Below are 21,250 nucleotides of genomic sequence, written 5' to 3' on the forward strand. Positions count from 1 at the left end.
CAACCCACGGATAGTGTTCGCATATATTCTGGAGGGATATTTCGATGAATGTTTTGCCTTTCGCGCCGTCGCGGATTTTGTCGCGCGTGATGCTGGTGCTTGCCGTGACGATTGCTTTTGCCGCGGCCCTGCCGCAGGCGGTGACAGCGCAGGTGACCGCGTTCCGTCAGGCCGTGGCCGAAACCGCGGCCCGCGACGATGAGCTTGCGGCTTTCTACCGGGCGCGCAGCTTTGAAGGGATCTGGTCGCGTGCCGAGGATGCGCCGCGACGCAACGCCCTGCTGGCCGCGCTGTCTTCGGCGGGCGATCACGGGCTGCCGTCCGACCGCTATGACGTGAACGGGCTGATGGCGCGGCTTCACGCGGCCCGCACCCCTGCCGAGCAGGGCGCGATGGAAGTCAAGATGTCGCGGCTGTTCCTCCAGTACGCCCGCGACGTGCAGACCGGTATCCTGCGGCCACGGTCGGTGGTGTCCGCCGTCGTGCGCGAGGTGCCACTGCGCGACCGGCTTGAAACGCTGGATGCCTTCGTCGCGGCAGAGCCCGCGACGTTCTTACGTGCCCTGCCACCCACCAGCCCGGAATACACCCGCCTGATGCGCGAGAAGCTGCGGCTTGAGGCGTTGCTGACGCAGGGTGGTTGGGGGCCGGCTGTGCCCGGCGGGCGTTTGGAGCTTGGAGATTCAGGTGCGGCGGTCGTCGCGCTGCGCAACCGCCTGATCGCCATGGGTTATCTGGATCGCACGGCGACCCAGACCTTTGACGCGACGATGAAAGCGGCCATCGAGGATTTCCAGCGCAACCACGGGCTGACCGTCGACGGCACGGTGGGCGAGGGCACGCTGGCGCAGATCAACGTGCCGCTGGAGCGACGCCTGCAATCGGTCATCGTGGCGATGGAGCGTGAACGCTGGACCAACATGCCGCGCGGCGACCGCCATGTCTGGGTAAATCTGACCGACTTTACGGCGACCGTCGTCGATCATGACCGCGTGACTTTCAGCACCCGGTCGGTGATCGGCGCGGGGGATGCCGACCGGCAGAGCCCGGAGTTTTCCGATGTCATGGAGTTCATGGTCATCAATCCGAGCTGGTACGTGCCGCGGTCGATCACGACACGCGAATACCTGCCGCAGATGCAGCGCAATCGCGGGGCCGCGGGCCACTTGCAGCTGATCAACAGCCGCGGGCAGGTCGTGAACCGGGCCAACGTCGATTTCAACCGCTACAACGCCAGCAACTTCCCGTTCTCGATGCGGCAGCCGCCGTCGTCGCGCAATGCGCTGGGGCTGGTGAAGTTCATGTTCCCCAACCAGTACAACATCTACCTGCACGACACGCCGGCCAAAAGCCTGTTCGGGCGCGAGGTCCGGGCCTACAGCCACGGGTGCATCCGTCTGAACGATCCGTTCGATTTCGCCTATCACCTGCTGGCAGCGCAGACGGCGGACCCGGAGGGGTTCTTCCAGTCGCGTCTGCGGACCGGTGCGGAAAGCCGGGTGAACCTCGACGTGCCGGTGCCGGTGCATATCGTCTATCGCACGGCCTTCACGAACGTGGACGGGCAGTTGCAGTTCCGCCGCGACATCTATGGCCGCGACGGGCGTATCTGGAACGCGCTGGCCGCCGAAGGGGTAGCCCTGCGCGCGTTTCAGGGGTAACGCTGACCCTGCAAACGCGGGGTGAGAGATGATCAGTCTGAGTGATATCGCATCTGCACTGGATGCCACGGTTCACGGAAACGGCGCGCTGATGGTGCGCCGTTTGTGCGAGCCGGGCGTGGCACGGGACGGCGATCTGGCGCTGGCCATGTCGCCGCGCTACGCCGATGCGCTTGCGGCCAATGGGGACGTCAAGGCGGCGGTCGTCTGGCCCGATGCGGACTGGAAGGCGCTGGGACTTGAGGGCGCGGTTGTGGTGGACCGGCCAAGGCTGGCAATGGCGGGGCTGACGCGGGCCTTTGACGAGACCGGTTTCGTGCCGGGTGTATCGCCGCTGTCAGACGTCTCGGTCGATGCGGTGATCGGCGAAGGCGTGTCGATTGCCGCCTTCGTGCACATCGGCGCGGGTGCGGTCATCGGTGACGGCGTGCGGATCGACAGCCACGTGAGCGTCGCCGCTGGCAGCCGTGTCGGGCAGGGGTGTCATTTGCACGCAGGTGTGCGGATCGCGCGGAATGTCACGCTGGGTGACCGGGTGATCCTGCAGGCGAATGTCGTGATCGGCGGCGACGGGTTTTCCTTCGTCACCGCCACGCCGTCGCATCCCGAAACCGGGCGGCGGACTCTGGGCAAGGTGCCGTTTCAGCCGATGGACGGCACGCAGCACAGAATCCATTCGCTGGGCGGTGTGGTGATCGGCGACGATGTGGAGATCGGCGCGAACAGCACGGTCGATGCGGGCACGATCCGCGCCACGCGGGTCGGGCGCGGCACCAAAATCGACAACCTCGTGCAGGTCGGCCATAACGTGATCGTGGGCGAGGATTGCTTGCTGTGCGCGCAGGCGGCTGTCGCCGGGTCCACGGTGATCGGGGATCGCGTGGTGCTGGGCGGCAAATCCGGCGTGGCCGACAACATCACACTGGGGTCCGATATCGTGCTGGGCGGGGCCGCGATCGCCCTGTCCGACGTGCCTGACGGGGCCTTCATGATGGGCTATCCGGCGGTGCCGATGCTGACCTACCGTGTGCGGGAACGGGCGCTGCGGCAGATGGCAAACCGTCAGAAATCTGTTTCAAAATCCGGGCAGAGTGACTAGATCACCGTCAACGCCGCTGCATCGGAGTGAAATATGTCGGTTCAGGATCAGGTCATCGCCATCATCGCCGAACAGGCTCTGCTGGAGCCGGGCGACATCAACCTGTCGGACACGCCCGCGGATCTGGGGATCGACAGTCTTGGACTGGTCGAGAGCATCTTCGGGATCGAGGAGGCGTTCGACATTAGCGTGCCGTTCAACGCAAACGACCCTGCCGAGAGCGATTTCGACATCTCGACCGTGGCGTCGATTGTCGCCGCGGTGGAAAAGCTGATCGCGGAGCAGAAGTAACCCATGGGCCGCGTCGTCATTACCGGGGCCGGGACGATCAACCCGCTGGGCAATGACGTGCCGGCCACGCTGGCCGCCATGCGCGAGGGGGTCTGCGGGATCGGCCCGCTCGATATCCGTGATGTGGAGCGGCTGACGATCCAGATCGGCGGGCAGGTCAAGGGATATGACGAGGCGGCGCATTTCAACCGGCAGCAGATCTCGCTTTACGACCGGTTTACCCAGTTCACCCTGCTGGCCGCGCGCGAGGCGCTGGGGCAGGCGGGGCTTGTGTTCAACGGCGCGCTTGCGGACCGGTCGGGGGTGGTGCTCGGCACCTCTGGCGGCGGGTTGACCACGCAGGACGAGAATTATCGCGTCGTCTATGAAGACGGCAAGAACCGGGTGCATCCCTTCATCGTGCCAAAGCTGATGAACAATGCCGCCGTCAGCCAGGTGTCGATGGAGTGGAACCTGCGCGGCCCGTCGTTCACCGTGGCGACCGCCTGCGCGTCGTCCAATCACGCGATGGGGCAGGCGTTCAACATGGTGCGGTCCGGCATGGCGACGGTCATGGTGACGGGCGGGTCGGAAAGCATGCTGTGCTTTGGCGGAATCAAGGCGTGGGAAGGATTGCGCGTCATGTCGCGTGATGCCTGCCGCCCGTTCTCGGCCACGCGCAACGGCATGGTGCAGGGCGAGGGGGCCGGCGTCTTCGTGTTCGAGGACATGGACCACGCGCGGGCGCGGGGTGCGGACATCCTGTGCGAGGTCGTGGGGTTTGCCATGTCGTCGGATGCGTCCGACATCGTGATGCCGTCCAAGCAGGGTGCGGCGCGGGCCATCGCCGGGGCGCTGGACGATGCAAAGCTGCCGAAAGATGCTGTCGGCTATATCAACGCGCATGGCACCGGCACCGCGGCCAACGACAAGACGGAGTGTGCCGCCGTGGCGGATGTATTCGGCGCACATGCCGACCGGCTGATGATGTCGTCGACGAAATCCATGCACGGCCACCTGATCGGCGGCACGGGGGCGGTTGAACTGCTGGCCTGCATCATGGCGCTGCGCGACGGGGTGGTGGCCCCCACCATCGGCTACGAGGAACCGGACCCGGAATGCGCGCTTGACGTCGTGCCCAATACCGCGCGTGAGGCAAAGGTCGATGTCGCGTTGTCCAACGCCTTTGCCTTTGGCGGGCTGAACGCGGTGCTGGTGCTGCAACGCCACTAGCCATCGCCCGCCTGCCGTGGAACTGTGCGGTCCAAAGCTGCACGAAGGCCGCGCCCATGACGAAACTCATCTGGATGTCCGACCCGCATTTCGCACAAACGGGCACGGTGCAGGGGCACGATCCCCGCGAGCGATTGTCGCGGGCGGTGGACTATGTGAACGCCCATCACGATGACGCGGATTTCTGTGTCATTTCGGGTGACCTGGTCAATCGCGGCAGCCGGGCCGACTATGACGCTCTGCGCGACGCACTGGCGCGGTTGCGGATGCCGGTGTTGCCGATGGTGGGCAATCACGACGACCGTGCGCTGCTGCGCGCGACCCTGCCGTTGCCCGAGACCTGCATGGATGATTTCATCCAGTACCATGTGACGTTGGATGCCGGTCTGCTGATCTGTCTGGATACGCAAATGACCGGATCGGACGCGGGCGAGGTCTGCGCCGCGCGACTGGAATGGCTCGGGGGCGTTCTGCATCAGGCCGGGCGGCAGCGGGTCTATGTTTTCATGCATCACCCCCCGACGGCGTTGGGACTGCCGATGCAGGATGCCGACCGGCTGCTGGACAGCGCGGCGCTGCTCGATCTTCTCTGGCGGTTCGACAATGTCGAATATCTGTTCATCGGCCATGTGCACCGGCCGATCTCGGGGACGATGGCGGGCATACCGTTTTCCACGATGCGCTCGGTGCTGTATCAGGCACCGCCGCCGCGCCCGGCCTGGGACTGGGACAGCTTTTCGCCTGCGGCAGAGGCCCCCGATCTGGGTGTGATCATGTTCGAGGACAAGGACGTGGCGCTGCACTACACCTCCTTTTGTACGTATTCTGACGGCGCAGAGAAGGCATAGAAAAGGCCGCAGCGTGCTGCTGCGGCCTTATATCCGTTTTACAATGTGCTGCGGCAGTCGCGGTTACTGTCCCGCCTCGGCCGCTGAATTGTCGAACCCGGCCGTGAACCCGGTGAGCGAGATCGTCACCACCACCTCTTCCTCTGGGGCGGCGGCGGGCACCATGCGCACGGTGGCCTGATTGCCCCGCTTGAAGAGGTTGACCTCTTCGGTGGTGAAGCCCACGCGCGACACGCAGCCTGCGGCGTTGCAGAAGGTAAAGGGATAGCGCCGCGCCTCGCCACCGTCGACCTTCAGCGTCAGTTGCTGGGTCAGCAGTGTTTCGAGCGGTGCGACGATGGTGGCACCGGCCGCCGCACGGCCACCGGGTGGCAGCGGGAACATGCTGATTTCGGCGACGGGATTCTGATCGGCGTCCAGCAGCAGCTGATACAGCTGGCACGGGTCGTTCTGGCCTTCTTCGGCTTTCAGGCAGCGCAGCGCCCAATCGCCGAATTCCTCGCGGATATAGGGTTGTCCGACCTGCAGCGCGCCGGCCTGTGCCTCCGCCTGTTCGATCGGGCTGCCCATGGACAGATCGCCGCCCACGTCTTCCGCAGTGCCGGCTTCGTCCGTTCCGGTCTCTTCGGTCGTCGCATCTTCTGTCGCGGTGTCCTCGGTCGTGGTTTCCTGCGCGGCGACGGCACCCGCCGTGCCCAAAATCAAAGCGAGCGTCAAAAGCCTGGTCTTGTCGAGCATGTCACATTCCATCTTGTCCAATTCGCAAGCGATCTAGCATGCGTCCGGCGGCATGTCAGGCCGAAATCGTGCCGGGTCGGCAATGATCAGCCTGAGATCGGCCCGCGTGCGGCGCTGCTGCGTGGCGCGCTTCCAACAAAAAAGGATCCTGCGATGCAGGACCCTTTTTCGGTTCTCCCTGTCGGACTTGGCCGACTAATTGATGAGACGTTACGAATTCACTCCGCAGAGGTCAACTGGCTTTTGTTCACTTTTTTTGAACAGCGTTTACAAAAGGTTACTGGCATATCCGGGGAGGATCACCGACGCCGGGAACCAATGCAGGGCGGAAAAATGGCCGCACCCGTGCGGGCGCGGCCAGTCTGACAGGGAGGACGTCGGATCGGCATCCGGGGGACATCCCGGGCCATCCGACGGGATTAGACTAGCGCGCAAACATTAAGAATGTATTTTGACCTGGGATCAGGGGATTGCGAACAGGATAGCAGCATATGGGCGAGAGCATTTTTATCGGCGGCGGCGGTGCGGACTACGCGGTGCCGCAGGGTCTTTTGCTGGACAAGGCCAACCGTCACGGCCTGATCGCCGGGGCGACGGGCACTGGAAAGACGGTCACGCTGCAGATCCTGGCCGAAGGGTTTTCGGCCAACGGGGTGCCGGTTTTTCTGTCGGACGTGAAGGGTGACCTGTCCGGCCTGGCCAAGGCCGGATCGCAAGAGGCAAAGCTGCACGACGCCTTCATGAGCCGGGCGGAGACCATCGGCCTCGACCTGGAATACGACCGCTTTCCCGTCACCTTCTGGGACCTGTTCGGCGCGCAAGGCCACCCGATCCGCGCCACGGTGGCCGAAATGGGCCCCTTGCTGCTGTCCCGGATGATGGAGCTGACCGATGTGCAGGAAGGCGTGATGAACGTGGCCTTCCGCGTCGCGGACGAGGACGGGTTGCCGCTTCTCGATCTCAAGGATCTGCAGGCCCTTCTGGTCTGGGTCGGGCAGAACGCTAAGGAATTGTCCCTGCGCTATGGCAACGTGTCGACATCGTCGGTCGGCGCGATCCAGCGCGCGCTGCTGACGCTCGAAAACCAGGGCGGTGCCGCGCTTTTCGGTGAACCGGCACTCGATTTGGCCGACGTCATGCGCGTGGATCAGGATGGGCGTGGCGCGGTCAATATTCTGGCCGCCGACCAGCTGATGGGCAGTCCGCGGCTTTACGCGACCTTCCTGCTCTGGTTGCTGTCGGAACTGTTCGAGGAACTGCCCGAGGTCGGCAACCCCGACAAGCCGAAGCTGGTCTTTTTCTTCGACGAGGCGCATCTGCTGTTCGACGATGCGCCCAAGGCCCTGGTCGACAAGGTCGAGCAGGTGGCGCGGCTGATCCGTTCGAAAGGTGTGGGCGTCTATTTCATCACGCAGAACCCTGCGGATGTGCCCGACGACGTGCTGTCGCAACTGGGCAACCGGGTGCAGCATGCGCTGCGCGCGTTTACTGCCCGTGACCGGAAGGATTTGAAACTTGCGGCGCAGACCTACCGCGACAACCCGGATTTCGACACGGCTGCCGCGATTCAGGAGGTCGGCACCGGCGAGGCCGTGACCTCGATGCTCGATGAAAAGGGTATTCCCGGGATCGTGCAGCGCACGCTGATCCGGCCGCCGGCCTCGCAACTCGGCCCGATCACCGCGACCGAACGCCGGGCAGTCATGGATGCCTCGCCCATGGGCGGGAAATACGACAGCCGGCTGGACCGCGAGAGTGCGGCGGAAATCCTCGCCCGACGCGCCGCCGAGGCTGCGGCCGAAGCGGCCAGTGCAGAGGAGGAGGAAAAGACGCTTGCGCAGGAGGATCGCGAATTCAAGGCCGGGCGGCGTTATGACGGCGGGCGCACGACGCCACGGTCGACCTCGCGCAGCCGGGGCCGGTCGTCCGGGGGCTTCGGCGACGCTCTGACCTCGGTCGTGGTCAAGGAGTTGAAAGGCACGACCGGGCGCCGCATCGTGCGGGGCATTCTGGGTGGATTGTTCAAGGGGCGCTAAAGGCGGGTCGGCGGCCTGTCACGCGCGGTCGTTTGTCCGCGTCGCATCGTCTTGTATTATCTTGCCGGAAATACTCAAAAATGGGGCGGCGCAGCCGCCCCCCTGGCGATGTGCAACGCACAGCGCAATATCTCATGTCACCTAATCGCGCCCGTCAAAGCCGCTTGACCTTCAGCAGGACCAGCCGGTTTTCCTCTTTCTCCATCACTTCGAAGCGGAAGCCGTGGAACGAGAACACCTGACCCTCGACGGGGATCATCTGCGCCTCGTGGATCACCAGACCGGCGACGGTGTTGGCCTCGTCGTCGGGCAGGTTCCAGTCATGGCTGCGATTGAGGTCGCGCAGGGTCATGGACCCGTCGACCAGATAGGCGCCGTCCTCCGTCGCCTCGACCTGGCTGTCGTCGTCGGGGTCGAACTCATCGGCGATTTCGCCGACGATTTCCTCCAGGATATCTTCCAGCGTCAGCAATCCCTGCAACGCGCCATATTCGTCGACCACCAGCGCGAAATGCGCCTTGCGCCGCAGGAATTCGCGCATCTGGTCGTCGAGCGTCGTCGTTTCCGGCACGAAGTAGGGCGGCATCGCCACGCTCATCACGTCGAAGTTGGCCAGTTTGGTGATGTCGCTGTCCGGCCCGTCCAGCAGTTTGTGGATCGCGCGCAGAAGGTCCTTGGCGTGGATGACGCCGACGATGTTTTCCGGATCGTCACGAAAGACCGGCAGGCGGGTGTGCTGGCTTTGCAGGATCTGGGACAGGATGTCCTGCGGTGGCTGTGCCGCATCGACGACCTCGATGCCCGAGCGGTGCAGCATGACCTCCTCGACCATCCGTTCGTTCAGATCGAGCGCCCCCAGAATACGGTCGCGGTCTTCCTTTTCGACGACGCCTTCGGAATGACCCAGCTGCAGCGCGCCCGCGATTTCCTCGCGCACGGCAAGGATGTGGCTGTCCGGGTCGGTCTTCACGCCGAAAAGGCTGAGGATTCCGCGGACCAGAACACGTACCGCCGCCACGATGGGCGAGAACAGCGTGACGACGATCTTGATCGGGCGCGCCACGGTCGACGCCACGAGTTCGGGGTTGGTGATGGCGAACGTCTTGGGCAGAACCTCTGCGAAGATCAGGACCAGCAGCGTCATGATCAGCGTGGCCGCGGCCACGCCGTTGGGCCCGAAAACCTTGGTCAGGACCGCCGTCGCCAGCGATGTCGCCAGAATGTTGACGACGTTGTTGCCCAGCAGGACCGAACCGATCAGCCGTTCGTTGTCTTCGGTGATCTCAAGCGCCTGCTGCGCGCCCTTGGAGCCACGGTCGGCGGCCGACCGCAGTTTCCCGCGCGAGGCGGCGGTCAGCGCGGTTTCCGAGCCGGAAAAGAAGCCCGACAGCACAAGCAGGATCAGAATGGCGCTGGAGGTGATCCAGAACGCTGCGTCGAAAAGGGCGGAGTCCATTGCGGGCTTTCAGTTGTGAACGTGTGGGTTATGGGGGCTGCGCCGGTGCGCTTCAAGATGCTCAGGCGTCGTCGCCGGGCTTTTTGGCCAGCGGGTGATGCGTCATGACCAGTTCGTGCAGCCGTTCGTCGAGCACATGGGTATAGATTTCCGTGGTCGCCACATCGGCATGACCCAGCATGGTCTGGATCGACCGCAGGTCGGCACCGCCCGCCAGCAGGTGGGTGGCGAAGGCGTGGCGCAGGGTATGGGGCGTCACCTTGTCGGGCGAAACGCCGGAGGCCACGGCGAATTCCTTGATCATCCCGAAAAAGCGGTGCCGCGTCAGATGGCCCGCCTTGCTGCGGGACGGGAACAGGAATTTCGATGCGGGTTTGCCGTCTTTTCGTCCCGCTTCCTCTGCCGCGTCGCGCGCCTCCAGATAGGCGGCCATGGCCGCGCGGGCCGGTGGCGATAGCGGTACCAGGCGCTCCTTGCCGCCCTTGCCGCGCACCAGCAGCATGCGCGGGTCGCCCCGGGCGGCGGCTACGGGCAGCGTGACCAGTTCGGTGACACGCATGCCGGTCGCGTAAAGCAGATGCATCAGGCAGGCGTTGCGCAGACCGTCGCGTTTGTGATCTGCCGCCGCAGCGATCAGCCGGTCGACCTCCTCGACCGACAGGGTCTTGGGCAGCGCCTTCGACTTGCCCGGCCCCTTGATGCGGATGGCCGGGTTGTCTTCGCGCCAGCCTTCCTCGAACGCGAAACGGTAAAGCTGTTTGATCGCGGAGAGGCGTCGCGCGCGTGTGGCCCGGCTCAGCCCCTGCGCGTCGCAGTCGATCATGTAGCTTTCGACATGATCCTGCGTGGCGGTGGCGAAATGTACCGCCTTCGGGTCGAGCCAGCCCGCGAAATCCTTGAGGTCGTTGGCGTAGGCCAGCTGCGTGTTCGTCGCCGCGTCAAGCTCTGCCGCCTGCGCCTCGAGGAACGCCTGGATCCAGTGCAGCATCGGCCGGGCGGCGGCGTCTGTCATGCCGCGCGATCCAGAAGCAGCAGTTGCAGCGCCGCGCGGCGGGCAACGTCCTCCAGCCCGACATGGCGGAACAGCGCCAGCGCCTCGGCAATGGCGGGCATATCGCCGGACATGCCGCTGTCGAACAGAGCCACGCTGCGCAACAGCGCCTCTCCCAGTTTGCCGTCCGCGACCAGTTGTGCCAGTGCGGGTGGCGGCGTGCCGTCGGTAAAGGCGGTTTTGATCGCCTGTTCGCGCGATGTCGTGGCCGGCACCTCGCCCAGATCGCCGCGCGCCAGTCCGATCAGGAAGGGATCGGCGTCCTCGGGCGCGTTTTGCGCCGCTTCCTCGTAGCGGGGCGACAGCAGGCCCAGCGTGAGCGCGATGTCTGCGGCGTCACCGGTCAGCGGCAGGGTCTGCACCGCATCGCCATAGACTTTTGCGAAAGGCACCTCGATCCGGGCGGCGCGCGCGGCCTCCCAGGCGGCGGGCAGCGTATCTGCGACGGCACCGGGGTCGCGCCCGCGCAGGGCGACATCGAACCGCTGCACGGCGTCGACGCGATCCCAGATCCCGCCGGATGCGGACGGGGTGCGCGCAAGATAGAACCCCAGCAGCACGTTTTCATCGACGGCACCGTGGCGGGCCAGACGCTCGGCGGCCTCGAGCTGGCTTTTCCAGCCGACCGTGTCGCGCAAATCGGCGTGGGCAAAGGCGCGGGGCAGCGCGTTGGTCGTCATGCCCTCGCCGATGGCCTCGCGGATGCGGAACACCAGCGGGCTGGTCCGGCTGGGCGGGGGCAGGGCGGCCTCGCCCTCGAAAAGTTCGGGGTCGAGGAACCGCGACAGCAGCGCCTCTTCCTCGGCGGTGACGTCACCCAGCGCGCGGCGCGTGTTTAACGTGAGCGCCGCGGCGGGCCACTCCCCGCTGCGCGCCAGACAGAAGATGCGGGCGGAATATGTGGGTGCCACCTGCGGGTTGTCCTGCATCACGTCGCAGGCGTCATCCTCGGTGCCTGTCAGCAGGGCCACGTCGAACCAGCGGCGGAAAAGTTCGGGCGCCTCTACATCCGCCTGTTCCAGCAGGGCCTGCGCCGGTTCGATTGCGCCGTAGTCCAAGAGCTTGTCCACCCGCGCGATGAACAGGGCACCGTCCGTGCCGGCACCCAACGGCGGATCGGCCTCGGCCAGCATCAGCGTGGTCAGGAATTGCTGGATCGCGGGCAGGCTGTCGGTGCGTTCGGCCTGCACCAGCGTCACGATCATCTCCTCGCTGCTGGCCGACCACAGGTCGCGCGGCAGGCCCGTCACCTCCGGCGGCAACAACCCGATGGGATCGGGCGAGGGTGCATCGAGCGGGGTGACGGTGATCTGCGGCGTGCTGGCATCGTCGGTCACGGGCGGCTCGTCGATGGCCGGAGCCACGCGCGGGCCGATGATCACCGGCGAGGTCACGCTTTGCGACAGCCAGTCGATGGCCGACAGCGGCTTGCCCTCGTCCTGCGCCGCGACGGCGGTGCCGACGATCAGCAGGGGCAGGGCAAGCAGATGTCGCATGCTAGTTGGTCTCCAGCGTGATGGGTTCGACCACCTGTTCGACCGGCGGGGCGAAATCGGCGGGGAAAAAGATCGGTCCCAGATAGGCATACCCCACAAGACCGATTCCGGCGATCACCGTCAAGAACACCAACAGTTTGAAAATACGCCACATATATTGCCCCAATCGCTGTTTGCGTGCCTGCAGGGCGGCTGTTCCGCCGCTTGTTGCCCGGTTTATATATGGCCTTTTGCGCAAGATCACGCCATCTAGGGCATGAATTTTCAATTAAGCGGCGCTCAGCCGATGTGCAGTCGCCGGATCGGTGCGGCTTTGGAATGAAGGTGCGGACAGCGATGGTCGGCAGGTTGCGGCGAACGGTTGTTCTGGTGGGCATGATGGGGTCGGGCAAGACGGCGATCGGCCGGGCGCTGGCCACGCGCCTGCGGGTGCCGTTCCAGGACAGCGACGCGGCCATAGTCGAGGCGGCGAGCGCCTCCATCGCCGAAATATTCGACCGCGACGGCGAGGCTTTTTTTCGTGTCCGCGAGGCGGAGGTGATCGACCGGCTGATGTCCGGACCGCCCTGCGTGCTTTCGACCGGTGGCGGGGCGTTTTTGACCGAACGCATCCGCGCGGGGATCAGGGACAAGGGGGTGGCGGTCTGGCTCGACGCGCCGCTCGATCTGTTGTGGGAACGGGTGCGCCACAAGGACACGCGGCCCCTGCTGCGCACGCCCGACCCGCGACAGACACTGTCGGATATTTTCGATGTGCGGGTGCCGGTCTATCGCAAGGCGGATCTGCGCGTCGATGTGAAGCCGGCCTATTCCATCGAAGAGACGACCGATGCGGTGCTGCGCGTGCTTGGCACCCGCCCCGATATTCTGGAGACCGCGTGACATGACATTGGAAACCGTGCGCGTGGATCTGCCCGGACGGGCCTATGATATCGTGATCGGACGCGATGTGCTGGCACAGGCCGGGACACGCATCAGCGATATGACACGTCGCCGCCATGTGACGGTGATCACCGATGACAACGTGGGCGCGCTGCATCTGGCCGCGCTGGAAGCGGCACTTTCGGGGTCCGGGCTGACCATGGCCGCCCTCGAACTGCCCGCAGGCGAGAAAACAAAGGGCTGGGCGCAGCTGGAGCGCACGGTGGAATGGCTGCTGGCGCAGAAGGTGGAGCGCGGCGATATCGTGGTGGCCCTTGGCGGCGGTGTGATCGGCGACCTGGCGGGCTTTGCCGCCGCGATCCTGCGGCGCGGGGTACGCTTCGTGCAAATCCCCACGTCGCTGCTGGCACAGGTCGACAGTTCGGTGGGCGGCAAGACCGGGATCAATTCCCCCCACGGCAAGAACCTGATCGGCGCGTTTCATCAGCCGTCACTGGTGCTGGCCGATACCGCCCTGCTGGACACGCTGCCGCCGCGCGACTTCCTGTCCGGTTATGGCGAGGTCGTGAAATACGGTTTGCTTGGCGATGCGGCGTTCTTTGCTTGGCTCGAAGAAAACGGCCCGGCGCTGGCCGCAGGTGATGAAGCCGCACGCGTGCAAGCGGTCAAACGCTCCTGCGAGATGAAGGCCGACATCGTCATGCGCGACGAGACAGAGCAGGGCGACCGCGCGCTCTTGAACCTCGGCCACACCTTCTGTCACGCGCTGGAGGCCGCGACCGGCTATGACGCCGCCCGGCTGGTGCATGGCGAGGGGGTGGCCATCGGCTGCGCGCTGGCGTTCGAGGTATCGGCCCGCGCGGGGCTTTGCCCGCAGGAAGACCCCAGCCGCGTGCGCGCGCATCTGACCGACATGGGCATGAAGGTCGATCTGGCCGACATACCGGGCGACCTGCCGGATGCCGACGCGCTGATCGCGCTGATGGGGCAGGACAAGAAGGTGCAGGACGGCACGATCAATTTCGTCATGGCGCGCGGGATCGGTCAGGCCTTCGTGACATCAGAGGTCGATCCCGCGGTGGTGCGCGGGGTGCTGACCGACGCGCTCGCGCGGAAACGCTAGGTCCGGCGAATCACCATGGCGGTCTTGTCTTCGCTGCTGAAGCCGCAGCTTTCGTAGAATCCCTGCGCCCCGCGCCGTGTGCCGGTCAGCAGCATCACTTTATAGGCATCCCCGGCCCAGGCGGTCTGCACGGCGTGATCCAGCACCGTCTTGCCGATGCCGCGTCCACGATAGGCCGCCGCTGTCACGACATTTTCGATCAGCGCATAGGGACGGGCGTTCCATGTCGGGTTCGGCAGGATGTGCAGCGTGCACATGGCGCGGATGCCGCCGTCGATGTCCGCCCCGATGACCGTGGTGCCGGGATGGCCGATGACCGTGAAAAAGGCCGCCGGATCATCCACCGGCGGCCCGAACGTCAGCTCGTTGTAAAGCGCCAGCGCATCCGCCCCGTCCGCACGGGTCAGGGCGCGCAGACGCATCAGAACGGAATTTCGTCATCCATGTCGGATCGGCCACCACCACCACCGGAGCCGGAGGACGACCCGCCCGAAGGCCCGCTGTCGTAGCCGCCACCACTGTCATATCCGCCGCCGCCATAACCACCGCTGTCACCGCCGTAGCCGCCACCGCCGCCAGCCCCGTCGCCACGCCCGTCGAGCATGGTCAGCGTGCCGCCGTAGCCCTGCAGCACGACCTCTGTCGAATAACGGTCTTGGCCGGATTGATCCTGCCATTTGCGTGTCTGCAACTGGCCTTCGATATAGACCTTGGAGCCTTTCTTGAGATATTGCTCCGCCACGCGCACCAGCCCTTCCTGAAAGATCGCCACGGAATGCCATTCGGTCTTCTCGCGACGTTCGCCAGTCGACTTGTCGCGCCAGTTTTCCGATGTGGCGATGCGCAGGTTGCAGACCTTGCCGCCGTTCTGAAACGTGCGCACTTCGGGGTCGCGCCCCAGGTTGCCGATTAGAATGACTTTGTTGACTGATCCGGCCATGTTGATCCCCCGCGATACGTGACGTGTCGTGCCGGATTGCCCGGCGATTCTCCTGCATGTTGTTGTGACAGACCACCGCCATGCTCACAACTCCCGCACAGCCTGCCAGATTAAGGTTAATCGTTTGTGAGGGTTAGCTGCGAGGGGCAATCTGCGGGTGGTCAGGGGGGTGTTTTTGGCTATGCTGCGGCAAAAGCCGCATAAGGCACGAGGGACTGGTATGCACAAATTCATCGGGATCGCCGTTTTGGCGGCTATGACCTGCGGATCGGTCGCATGGGCCGACACGATATCGACCCGCGCCCGTGCGAGCCTGTTCCAGAACCAGCTTTCGGTGCTCGACGGGCGCGCGGCACAGCAATATTCCAACTCGGTCCGGTTGCAGCCGCCGCGGGTGGAGGTACCTGGTGCCCCGACCACTGTCGTGCGCTATGCCGGTCGCTACAACGGCCCGCTGCTTGATCTGGCCCGGGCCGCAGCACGGCGCAACAACATCCCCGAAGATTTGTTCCTGCGGCTGGTCCAGCAGGAAAGTGGCTGGAACAGCAACGCCGTGTCGGTGAAGGGCGCGCTGGGGCTGGCGCAGCTTATGCCCGGCACGGCAGCGGCCCTTGGCGTGGACCCCCATGACATCAACCAGAACCTTGACGGCGGCGCCCGCTATCTGCGCACGCAATACGAAACGTTCGGGACCTGGCAGCTTGCGCTGGCCGCCTATAACGCGGGGCCGGGGGCGGTGCAGCAATACGGCGGCATCCCGCCCTATGCCGAAACGATCAACTATGTCCGGGTGATCTGGGGCAACTGACGCGCGCCGCCTGTCACTTGAGCCTGGCGGCGAGGGTCGCCACGTCCGGGTCGGACAGCTTCGCGATCAGCCGGTAGCGGGCGTTCACGAACAGGAACAGGGCGAAGCCCAGCAATCCCAGACAAAGGGCGATCACAAGGACACGGCCATAGGGTTCGTCGGCCAACCATGAAAACATCTCGTCCAGTCCGCCCGCCTGCGACGGGTCGTGGCGCACTGCGGCGTAGAGGAAGAACACCCCGACCGTGCCCACCGTCAGCCCCTGTGCCAGCACGCCGATCCGCAGGGCGGGGTTCCAGTGCGTCGTGAAGTGGTTGCCGGCCAGATGGTCGCGATAGGACTGTGTCCACGCTTTATGAATATAGTAGGCGCCGGCGGCTAGGGTCACCACACCCGCCAGACTGACGATCCAACTGCCTGCGGGCATATCCATGACATAGCGCGTCGCCTGCTGCATACGGGACGGCCCGCCGTCGTCCTCGCGCGAGGAGACCGTGATCGAGAAGGCACCGATCCCGATCACACCGTGCAGCAAACCCGTGACGGCCATTCCGACGCGGGACACCAGCCCCTTTGCGTCCGCGCCGTAGTCTTCCAGATCGAACGCCGCATCGAGCACGCGCCACGCCATGTAGGCCAGCAGCCCGAGCGCGATCAGATAGAGCGCGAACTGGCCCCAGAACGACCGCTCGAGCGTGCGCAGGGCCTCTGTTGTGCCTTGCGCTTCTCCGCCTTGCCAGATCGTCCAGAGCGATATCCCTGCAATAGCCAGATAGGTGATGCCGCGACCGGCATAGCCTGTGCGCATCACGGGCATAGCCCAGTCCAATTTACTGTCTGCCATGTCGCACGTTCTCCCGGGGGTCGGAAAGACAATCCCGGACGGGCACAAAGGGTTCCTATTCGGCGGCGATCTTGATCACCGGCTCCATATCGGCAAGGTCCGCGTCCGACAGGTGGCACTTGATCTGATGGCCCTGCGCCAGCGTTTTCTGCGGCGGTACGTCTGTTTCGCAGAGATTGCCGGGCACCTTCGATTTCCAGCGGCAGCGGGTCTGGAACGGGCAGCCGGAGGGTGGGTTCATCGCGGACGGGATGTCGCCTTCCAGCACGATGTGCTGTTTCTCGACCTTGGTATCGGCGATGGGCACAGCGGACAGCAGCGCCTCGGTATAGGGGTGATAGGGCGGGGCGAAGACCTGATCGGTGGTACCCAACTCGACCACGTGACCCAGATACATGACCATCACGCGATCCGACAGATAGCGGACGATGGACAGGTCGTGGCTGATGAACAGCAGTGTGGTCTTGTGCTCGCGCTGGATCTCCATCAGCAGGTCGGTCACCGCGGCCTGCACCGACACGTCGAGCGCCGAGACAGGTTCGTCCGCGACCACGATGCGCGCGTCACCGGCAAAGGCGCGCGCGATACCCACACGCTGTTTCTGCCCACCGGACAGTTGTCGCGGCATCCGGGTCGCGAATTCACGCGGCAGTTTTACCAGATCGAGCAGTTCGAGCATCCGCTTCTTGCGTTCGGCTTCGTTCTTGCCGACCTTGAAGATTTCCAGCGCCCGGATGATCTGGCGCCCCACCGTCATCGACGGGTTCAGCGTATCGAACGGGTTCTGGAACACCATCTGGATGTCCGCCACGTTCTTGGTCGTGCGTTCCTCGATGGGGACACTGCCGATGGACTGGTTATCCAGCAAAATGTCGCCCTCCGTCGCTGTCTCCAGCCCCATCAGCACCTTGGCGAAGGTGGATTTGCCGCAGCCCGATTCACCGACGATGGCCAGCGTTTCGCTTTCGCGGGCCTCGAACGACAGGGTTTCGTTGGCTTTCACCACCTTCTTGTCGCCACCGCCGAACAGCGCGTTGGCAGCCACTTCGTAATACTTCTTGAGGTTGTCCATCTTGAGGACGACCGGGCCGATGTCACCCTTGGATTTCTTTTCGGCCAGCTCCGGCATCGCGGTCCAGTCGATCTCCTGAAACCGCAGGCATCGCGTCTCGTGGCGATCGTTCTCCTCGACCGGATACATCGGGATCGCCCTGTTTTCGTTACAGAGCCCGTCCTCGAAATAATCGCAGCGCGGGCCGAAGTTGCAGCCCTGCGGGCGTTCGTGGGGCAGGGGAAAGTTGCCGGGGATGGCGATCAGGGGCCGCGCGTTCTTGTCGGCCCCGGGCAACGGGATCGAGCGGAACAGCGCCTGCGTATAGGGGTGCTGCATGTGGTCGAACACGTCCTCGATGCTGCCACGCTCCACCGCCTCGCCGGAATACATCACGCAGATGCGGTCGCAGGTCTCCAGCACCAGGCCAAGGTTGTGCGAGATGAACAGCATCGAGGTGCCGTATTTCTTGCCCAGGTCCTTGACCAGATCGACCACCGCCGCCTCGACCGTCACGTCGAGCGCCGTGGTCGGTTCGTCCAGAATCAGCAGCGACGGCTTTGACATCAGCGCCATGGCGATGACGATGCGCTGCTGCTGTCCGCCCGACAGCTGGTGTGGGTAGGATTTCAGAATCCGTTCCGGGTCGGGCAACTTCACATCCGTCACGACTTCAAGCGCGCGTTTCAGCGCTTCTTTCTCGCTGATGCCCTCGTGGATCATCGGCACCTCGGCCAGCTGCCGGCCGATCTTCATCGCGGGGTTCAGCGACGCCATCGGTTCCTGATAGATCATCGCGATCTGGCTGCCGCGGATGTCGCGCAGGCGTTCGGATGACATTGTGTTCATCTCCTCGCCCTTGAACTTGATCGACCCGCCGACGATCCGCCCGTTCACGCCAAGGTCCTGCATGACCCCCAGCGCGACCGTCGATTTGCCGCAACCGGATTCGCCCACGACCCCCAGCGCCTCGCCCGGCATGATCTTGGCCGAGAAATCCATCACGGCGGGAATTTCGCGCAGCCGTGTGAAAAACGAGATCGACAGCTTGTCGATTTCAAGGATCGGGCCGTCGTAGGTGTCTTCAGTCATGTCCGTCTCCGGTCGCGGCGATTTTTCGGCGAAAAATCGGGGATGGTGAATCTTCGCGAAAATTCAGTCTTTCAGGCTTTCCTCGCGCAGGCCGTCGGCCAGCAGGTTCAGACCCAGCACCAGCGTCAGCAGCGCCAGCGCCGGGGGCAGGGGCGGGTGCACGAAGATCAGCAGCAGTTTGCGGCCCTCGTTGATCGTGGTGCCCCAGTCCGGGCTTTCCGACGACAGACCCAGCCCGAAAAAGCCGAGCGTACCCAGCAGGATCGTGGTGTAGCCGATGCGCAGGCAGAAATCGACGATCAACGGACCGCGCGCGTTGGGCAGGATCTCCCACAACATGATATACCACGCGCCTTCGCCCCGGGTCTGGGCGGCGGCGACGTAATCGCGTGTGCGCAGGTCCAGCGCGAGGCCGCGCACGATCCGGAACACGGTGGGCGAGTTCACGAAGACGACCGACACGAAGACCACAAGGATATCGAGATCGAAAAGGTCCATCCACGCAGGCAGGATGTCGATCACCGTGCCCTTCTGGTTGATCATCGACATATAGAGGACGATCAGCACGCCCAGCACCACGATCAGGATCGGTGTGCGTTTGGTCGGCTGGGTGTAGTAGCGCGAGTTCAGAAGCACCCCGAAGAAGATGATCGGAAAGACGAACAGGACCGCCGCCATGAACGACGGAATACCCGTCGCCACGATTTCCGGCGTGACCAGCAGGTAGAACAGCAGGATCACCGGGAAAGCCAGAATGAGATTCGCCAGAAACGACAGCACCGTGTCGAGCCGCCCGCCGTAAAACCCGGCAGGCAGGCCCAGCGTGATTCCGACCATGAAGGCGAAGATCGTGGCCAGCGGGGCGATGGCCACCACGATGACCGATCCGTGCACCATGCGGCTGAAGATATCGCGCGCCAGGTTGTCGCCGCCCAGCAGGTAATAGGGATAGGCCTCTGCGCCTTCGGGCATCGGCACGCCGGGCAGCTTGTTCTTCAGGCCCGATACCTGGCTCAGCGGATCATGGGTCGCGATCATGTCGAACACGCCGGTGAAGATCGCGGTGAAGACCCAGAACATCACAAGGCCAAAGCCGATCATGCCCACGGTGCTGTCAAAGAGCTTGCCGTAAAGGCCCAGACGGCGCTTGAAGTGGATCGAGGCGGCAAACGTCACGATCAGCGCGATCCAGACCGGTACGAACTGCTTGGCCATGCCGCCGATGATGCCGACGGTCGTCAGCGGCAGTAGCACACCCGCAATCACATAAAGGACCACCAGCGTCAGCACGGTCATGAAGGCGGCGTAGGTCAGCCGTTCGATCCCGCCGAGCAGGCCGCCGCGCGCGACGATCGTGCCGTCGGGGTTCACCTCGGTCGGCGTTTCGGTCACGACGAAGGCACCCACGATCTGCAGGATGACGCTGACCGCCAGCACGGTGACGGCGATGCCGAACACCGGGTTGAGGAATGCGCCGAAAGATCCGGTCCAGCTTAAAGGGTCCATGTGCAATTCTCCCTTAGGCGATGCGGATGCGGGGGTTCAGGAACACGTAGCCGATGTCGGAGATCAGCTGCGTGATCAGAACCACGATGACGGAAACGACCGAGACGGCCAGCAGAAGTTCGATGTCGTTGTTGCCCGCGGCCTCGACCAGCACCCAGCCGAAGCCCTTGTAGTTGAACAGGGTCTCGACAATCACGACGCCGTTCAGCAGCCAGGGGATCTGCAGCATGATCACCGTGAAGGGCGCGATCAGCGCGTTGCGCAGCGCGTGGCGCATCACGATGGTCGGGAACGACACGCCTTTCAGGCGCGCGGTGCGGATATATTGCGCGGTCATCACCTCTGTCATCGACGCGCGGGTCATCCGGGCGATATAGCCCATGCCGTAAAGCGCGATCGTGATGACCGGCAGGAAGAAGTTTTCGAACGTCGCATCGTCCATCGCGGCGGTCGCCGTGCCCTTGAACCACTGCATCCCGAAGGTCGCGGTGGCGAAGACGGCGATGAAGACCACACCCGAGACATATTCCGGCGTCGCCGTGGTGATGATGGATATGGTGGACAGCGACCTGTCGGTCCGCGACCCCTCGCGCATCCCCGCAAGGATGCCGATGATCAGCGCGCCGGGCACCATCACCAGCAGCACGCAGAGCATCAGCTTGCCTGTCAGGCCCAGCCGGGTCGCGACGATTTCGGACACGTCGTTCTTGAAGACGGTGGAAAAGCCCCATTCGCCCTGCAGCACACCGCAGAACGTCGATGCGTTCTCGATCTCTTCGGGCGTGGCGCCGGCCGGGGCACAGCGCGCACGGGTCACGCCATCGCGCCCCTCGATCACGTAGCCGGGCAGGACACCCAGCCACTGGCCGTATTTGATCGGCAGGATTTGCGAATAGCCGCGGTTGTACAGGAACGTCTCGACCGCCTCGTCCGACATCCGCGCGTTGCCTTGCGTCTTTGCCAGTTTTTCGAGGTTGGGAGAGAGATTGGTCAGCCAGAACACGATGAATGTCAGGCATAGCGCCGTGAGGAGCATCACCCCAAGGCGTCGCAGAATGAACAGTCCCATATAGGCCCCTGTCGATCAGTATTGGGCAGCACGCACGTCTGCCGGTT

The 21,250-nt window shown here is 64.3% G+C and carries 20 protein-coding genes; 9 read left to right on the forward strand and 11 right to left on the reverse strand.

Features of this window, described 5'->3' with window-relative positions:
* Positions 1–44: 44 nt before the first annotated feature.
* The 5 genes from AC04PH_RS08560 to AC04PH_RS08580 are packed head-to-tail and all read left to right on the forward strand — an operon-like array spanning position 45 to position 5,111.
* On the forward strand, positions 45–1,661 hold the full coding sequence (locus AC04PH_RS08560) for a L,D-transpeptidase family protein (RefSeq protein ID WP_483065322.1): 1,617 nt from the start codon (positions 45–47) through the stop codon (positions 1,659–1,661).
* Positions 1,662–1,689: 28 nt separating this feature from the next.
* The gene (gene lpxD / locus AC04PH_RS08565; RefSeq protein WP_483065323.1) at positions 1,690–2,760 is read left to right on the forward strand and encodes a UDP-3-O-(3-hydroxymyristoyl)glucosamine N-acyltransferase; all 1,071 of its coding nucleotides are present in this window, start codon (positions 1,690–1,692) and stop codon (positions 2,758–2,760) included.
* A 33-nt stretch (positions 2,761–2,793) separates the two neighbouring features.
* Positions 2,794–3,051, forward strand: coding sequence for an acyl carrier protein (locus tag AC04PH_RS08570; protein ID WP_483065324.1), 258 nt, complete (start codon positions 2,794–2,796; stop codon positions 3,049–3,051).
* Positions 3,052–3,054: 3 nt separating this feature from the next.
* Positions 3,055–4,263 carry a beta-ketoacyl-[acyl-carrier-protein] synthase family protein gene (locus AC04PH_RS08575; RefSeq protein ID WP_483065325.1) on the forward strand — a complete coding sequence of 403 codons (1,209 nt, stop codon included), beginning with the start codon at positions 3,055–3,057 and terminating at the stop codon, positions 4,261–4,263.
* A 56-nt stretch (positions 4,264–4,319) separates the two neighbouring features.
* Positions 4,320–5,111: a metallophosphoesterase gene (locus tag AC04PH_RS08580; protein ID WP_483065326.1), complete on the forward strand. Its 792-nt coding sequence runs from the start codon at positions 4,320–4,322 to the stop codon at positions 5,109–5,111.
* A 63-nt stretch (positions 5,112–5,174) separates the two neighbouring features.
* Here AC04PH_RS08580 and AC04PH_RS08585 read toward each other — a convergent pair whose 3' ends face one another.
* On the reverse strand, positions 5,175–5,849 hold the full coding sequence (locus AC04PH_RS08585) for an invasion associated locus B family protein (RefSeq protein ID WP_483065327.1): 675 nt from the start codon (positions 5,847–5,849) through the stop codon (positions 5,175–5,177).
* Positions 5,850–6,340: 491 nt separating this feature from the next.
* Between AC04PH_RS08585 and AC04PH_RS08590 the strand changes: the two genes are divergently transcribed.
* Positions 6,341–7,885, forward strand: a complete 1,545-nt coding sequence (locus AC04PH_RS08590) for a helicase HerA-like domain-containing protein (RefSeq protein ID WP_483065328.1) — start codon at positions 6,341–6,343, stop codon at positions 7,883–7,885.
* A 154-nt stretch (positions 7,886–8,039) separates the two neighbouring features.
* Here AC04PH_RS08590 and AC04PH_RS08595 read toward each other — a convergent pair whose 3' ends face one another.
* The 4 genes from AC04PH_RS08595 to AC04PH_RS08610 form a co-directional block, all read right to left on the reverse strand.
* On the reverse strand, positions 8,040–9,341 hold the full coding sequence (locus tag AC04PH_RS08595) for an HlyC/CorC family transporter (RefSeq protein ID WP_483065329.1): 1,302 nt from the start codon (positions 9,339–9,341) through the stop codon (positions 8,040–8,042).
* 61 nt (positions 9,342–9,402) lie between these two features.
* Complete coding sequence (locus AC04PH_RS08600) at positions 9,403–10,353, reverse strand: site-specific tyrosine recombinase XerD (protein WP_483065330.1); 951 nt, start codon at positions 10,351–10,353, stop codon at positions 9,403–9,405.
* The gene (locus tag AC04PH_RS08605; RefSeq protein ID WP_483065331.1) at positions 10,350–11,888 is read right to left on the reverse strand and encodes a hypothetical protein; all 1,539 of its coding nucleotides are present in this window, start codon (positions 11,886–11,888) and stop codon (positions 10,350–10,352) included. Before AC04PH_RS08605 ends, AC04PH_RS08600 begins: the two co-directional genes overlap by 4 nt.
* Before the next feature lies 1 nt (position 11,889).
* Positions 11,890–12,042 carry a hypothetical protein gene (locus AC04PH_RS08610; RefSeq protein ID WP_483065332.1) on the reverse strand — a complete coding sequence of 51 codons (153 nt, stop codon included), beginning with the start codon at positions 12,040–12,042 and terminating at the stop codon, positions 11,890–11,892.
* Positions 12,043–12,206: 164 nt separating this feature from the next.
* Between AC04PH_RS08610 and AC04PH_RS08615 the strand changes: the two genes are divergently transcribed.
* Together AC04PH_RS08615 and aroB are read left to right on the forward strand one after the other, a co-directional pair.
* Entirely contained in the window at positions 12,207–12,770 is a 564-nt protein-coding gene (locus AC04PH_RS08615; protein ID WP_483065333.1) for a shikimate kinase, read from the forward strand.
* A gap of 1 nt (position 12,771) precedes the next feature.
* Positions 12,772–13,893 carry a 3-dehydroquinate synthase gene (aroB, locus tag AC04PH_RS08620; RefSeq protein ID WP_483065334.1) on the forward strand — a complete coding sequence of 374 codons (1,122 nt, stop codon included), beginning with the start codon at positions 12,772–12,774 and terminating at the stop codon, positions 13,891–13,893.
* Here aroB and AC04PH_RS08625 read toward each other — a convergent pair.
* Both AC04PH_RS08625 and AC04PH_RS08630 read right to left on the reverse strand, forming a co-directional pair.
* A complete protein-coding gene (locus tag AC04PH_RS08625) occupies positions 13,890–14,315 on the reverse strand; it encodes a GNAT family N-acetyltransferase (RefSeq protein ID WP_483065335.1) in 426 nt (141 codons plus the stop codon). The genes aroB and AC04PH_RS08625 overlap by 4 nt on opposite strands.
* Entirely contained in the window at positions 14,315–14,833 is a 519-nt protein-coding gene (locus AC04PH_RS08630; protein ID WP_483065336.1) for a single-stranded DNA-binding protein, read from the reverse strand. Before AC04PH_RS08630 ends, AC04PH_RS08625 begins: the two co-directional genes overlap by 1 nt.
* Before the next feature lie 220 nt (positions 14,834–15,053).
* Between AC04PH_RS08630 and AC04PH_RS08635 the strand changes: the two genes are divergently transcribed.
* Positions 15,054–15,641: a lytic transglycosylase domain-containing protein gene (locus AC04PH_RS08635; RefSeq protein ID WP_483065337.1), complete on the forward strand. Its 588-nt coding sequence runs from the start codon at positions 15,054–15,056 to the stop codon at positions 15,639–15,641.
* A gap of 13 nt (positions 15,642–15,654) precedes the next feature.
* Here the strand turns inward: AC04PH_RS08635 and AC04PH_RS08640 are convergent, their stop codons facing one another.
* From AC04PH_RS08640 to AC04PH_RS08655, 4 genes are all read right to left on the reverse strand, one after another.
* Positions 15,655–16,485: a DUF1206 domain-containing protein gene (locus tag AC04PH_RS08640; protein ID WP_483065338.1), complete on the reverse strand. Its 831-nt coding sequence runs from the start codon at positions 16,483–16,485 to the stop codon at positions 15,655–15,657.
* 55 nt (positions 16,486–16,540) lie between these two features.
* The gene (locus tag AC04PH_RS08645) at positions 16,541–18,628 is read right to left on the reverse strand and encodes a dipeptide ABC transporter ATP-binding protein (protein ID WP_483065339.1); all 2,088 of its coding nucleotides are present in this window, start codon (positions 18,626–18,628) and stop codon (positions 16,541–16,543) included.
* Positions 18,629–18,691: 63 nt separating this feature from the next.
* Positions 18,692–20,134 carry an ABC transporter permease gene (locus AC04PH_RS08650; RefSeq protein WP_483065340.1) on the reverse strand — a complete coding sequence of 481 codons (1,443 nt, stop codon included), beginning with the start codon at positions 20,132–20,134 and terminating at the stop codon, positions 18,692–18,694.
* Positions 20,135–20,147: 13 nt separating this feature from the next.
* Complete coding sequence (locus AC04PH_RS08655; protein WP_483065341.1) at positions 20,148–21,203, reverse strand: ABC transporter permease; 1,056 nt, start codon at positions 21,201–21,203, stop codon at positions 20,148–20,150.
* Between the last annotated feature and the right edge of the window lie 47 nt (positions 21,204–21,250).

The organism is Yoonia sp. KMU-150 (genome assembly GCF_056858355.1).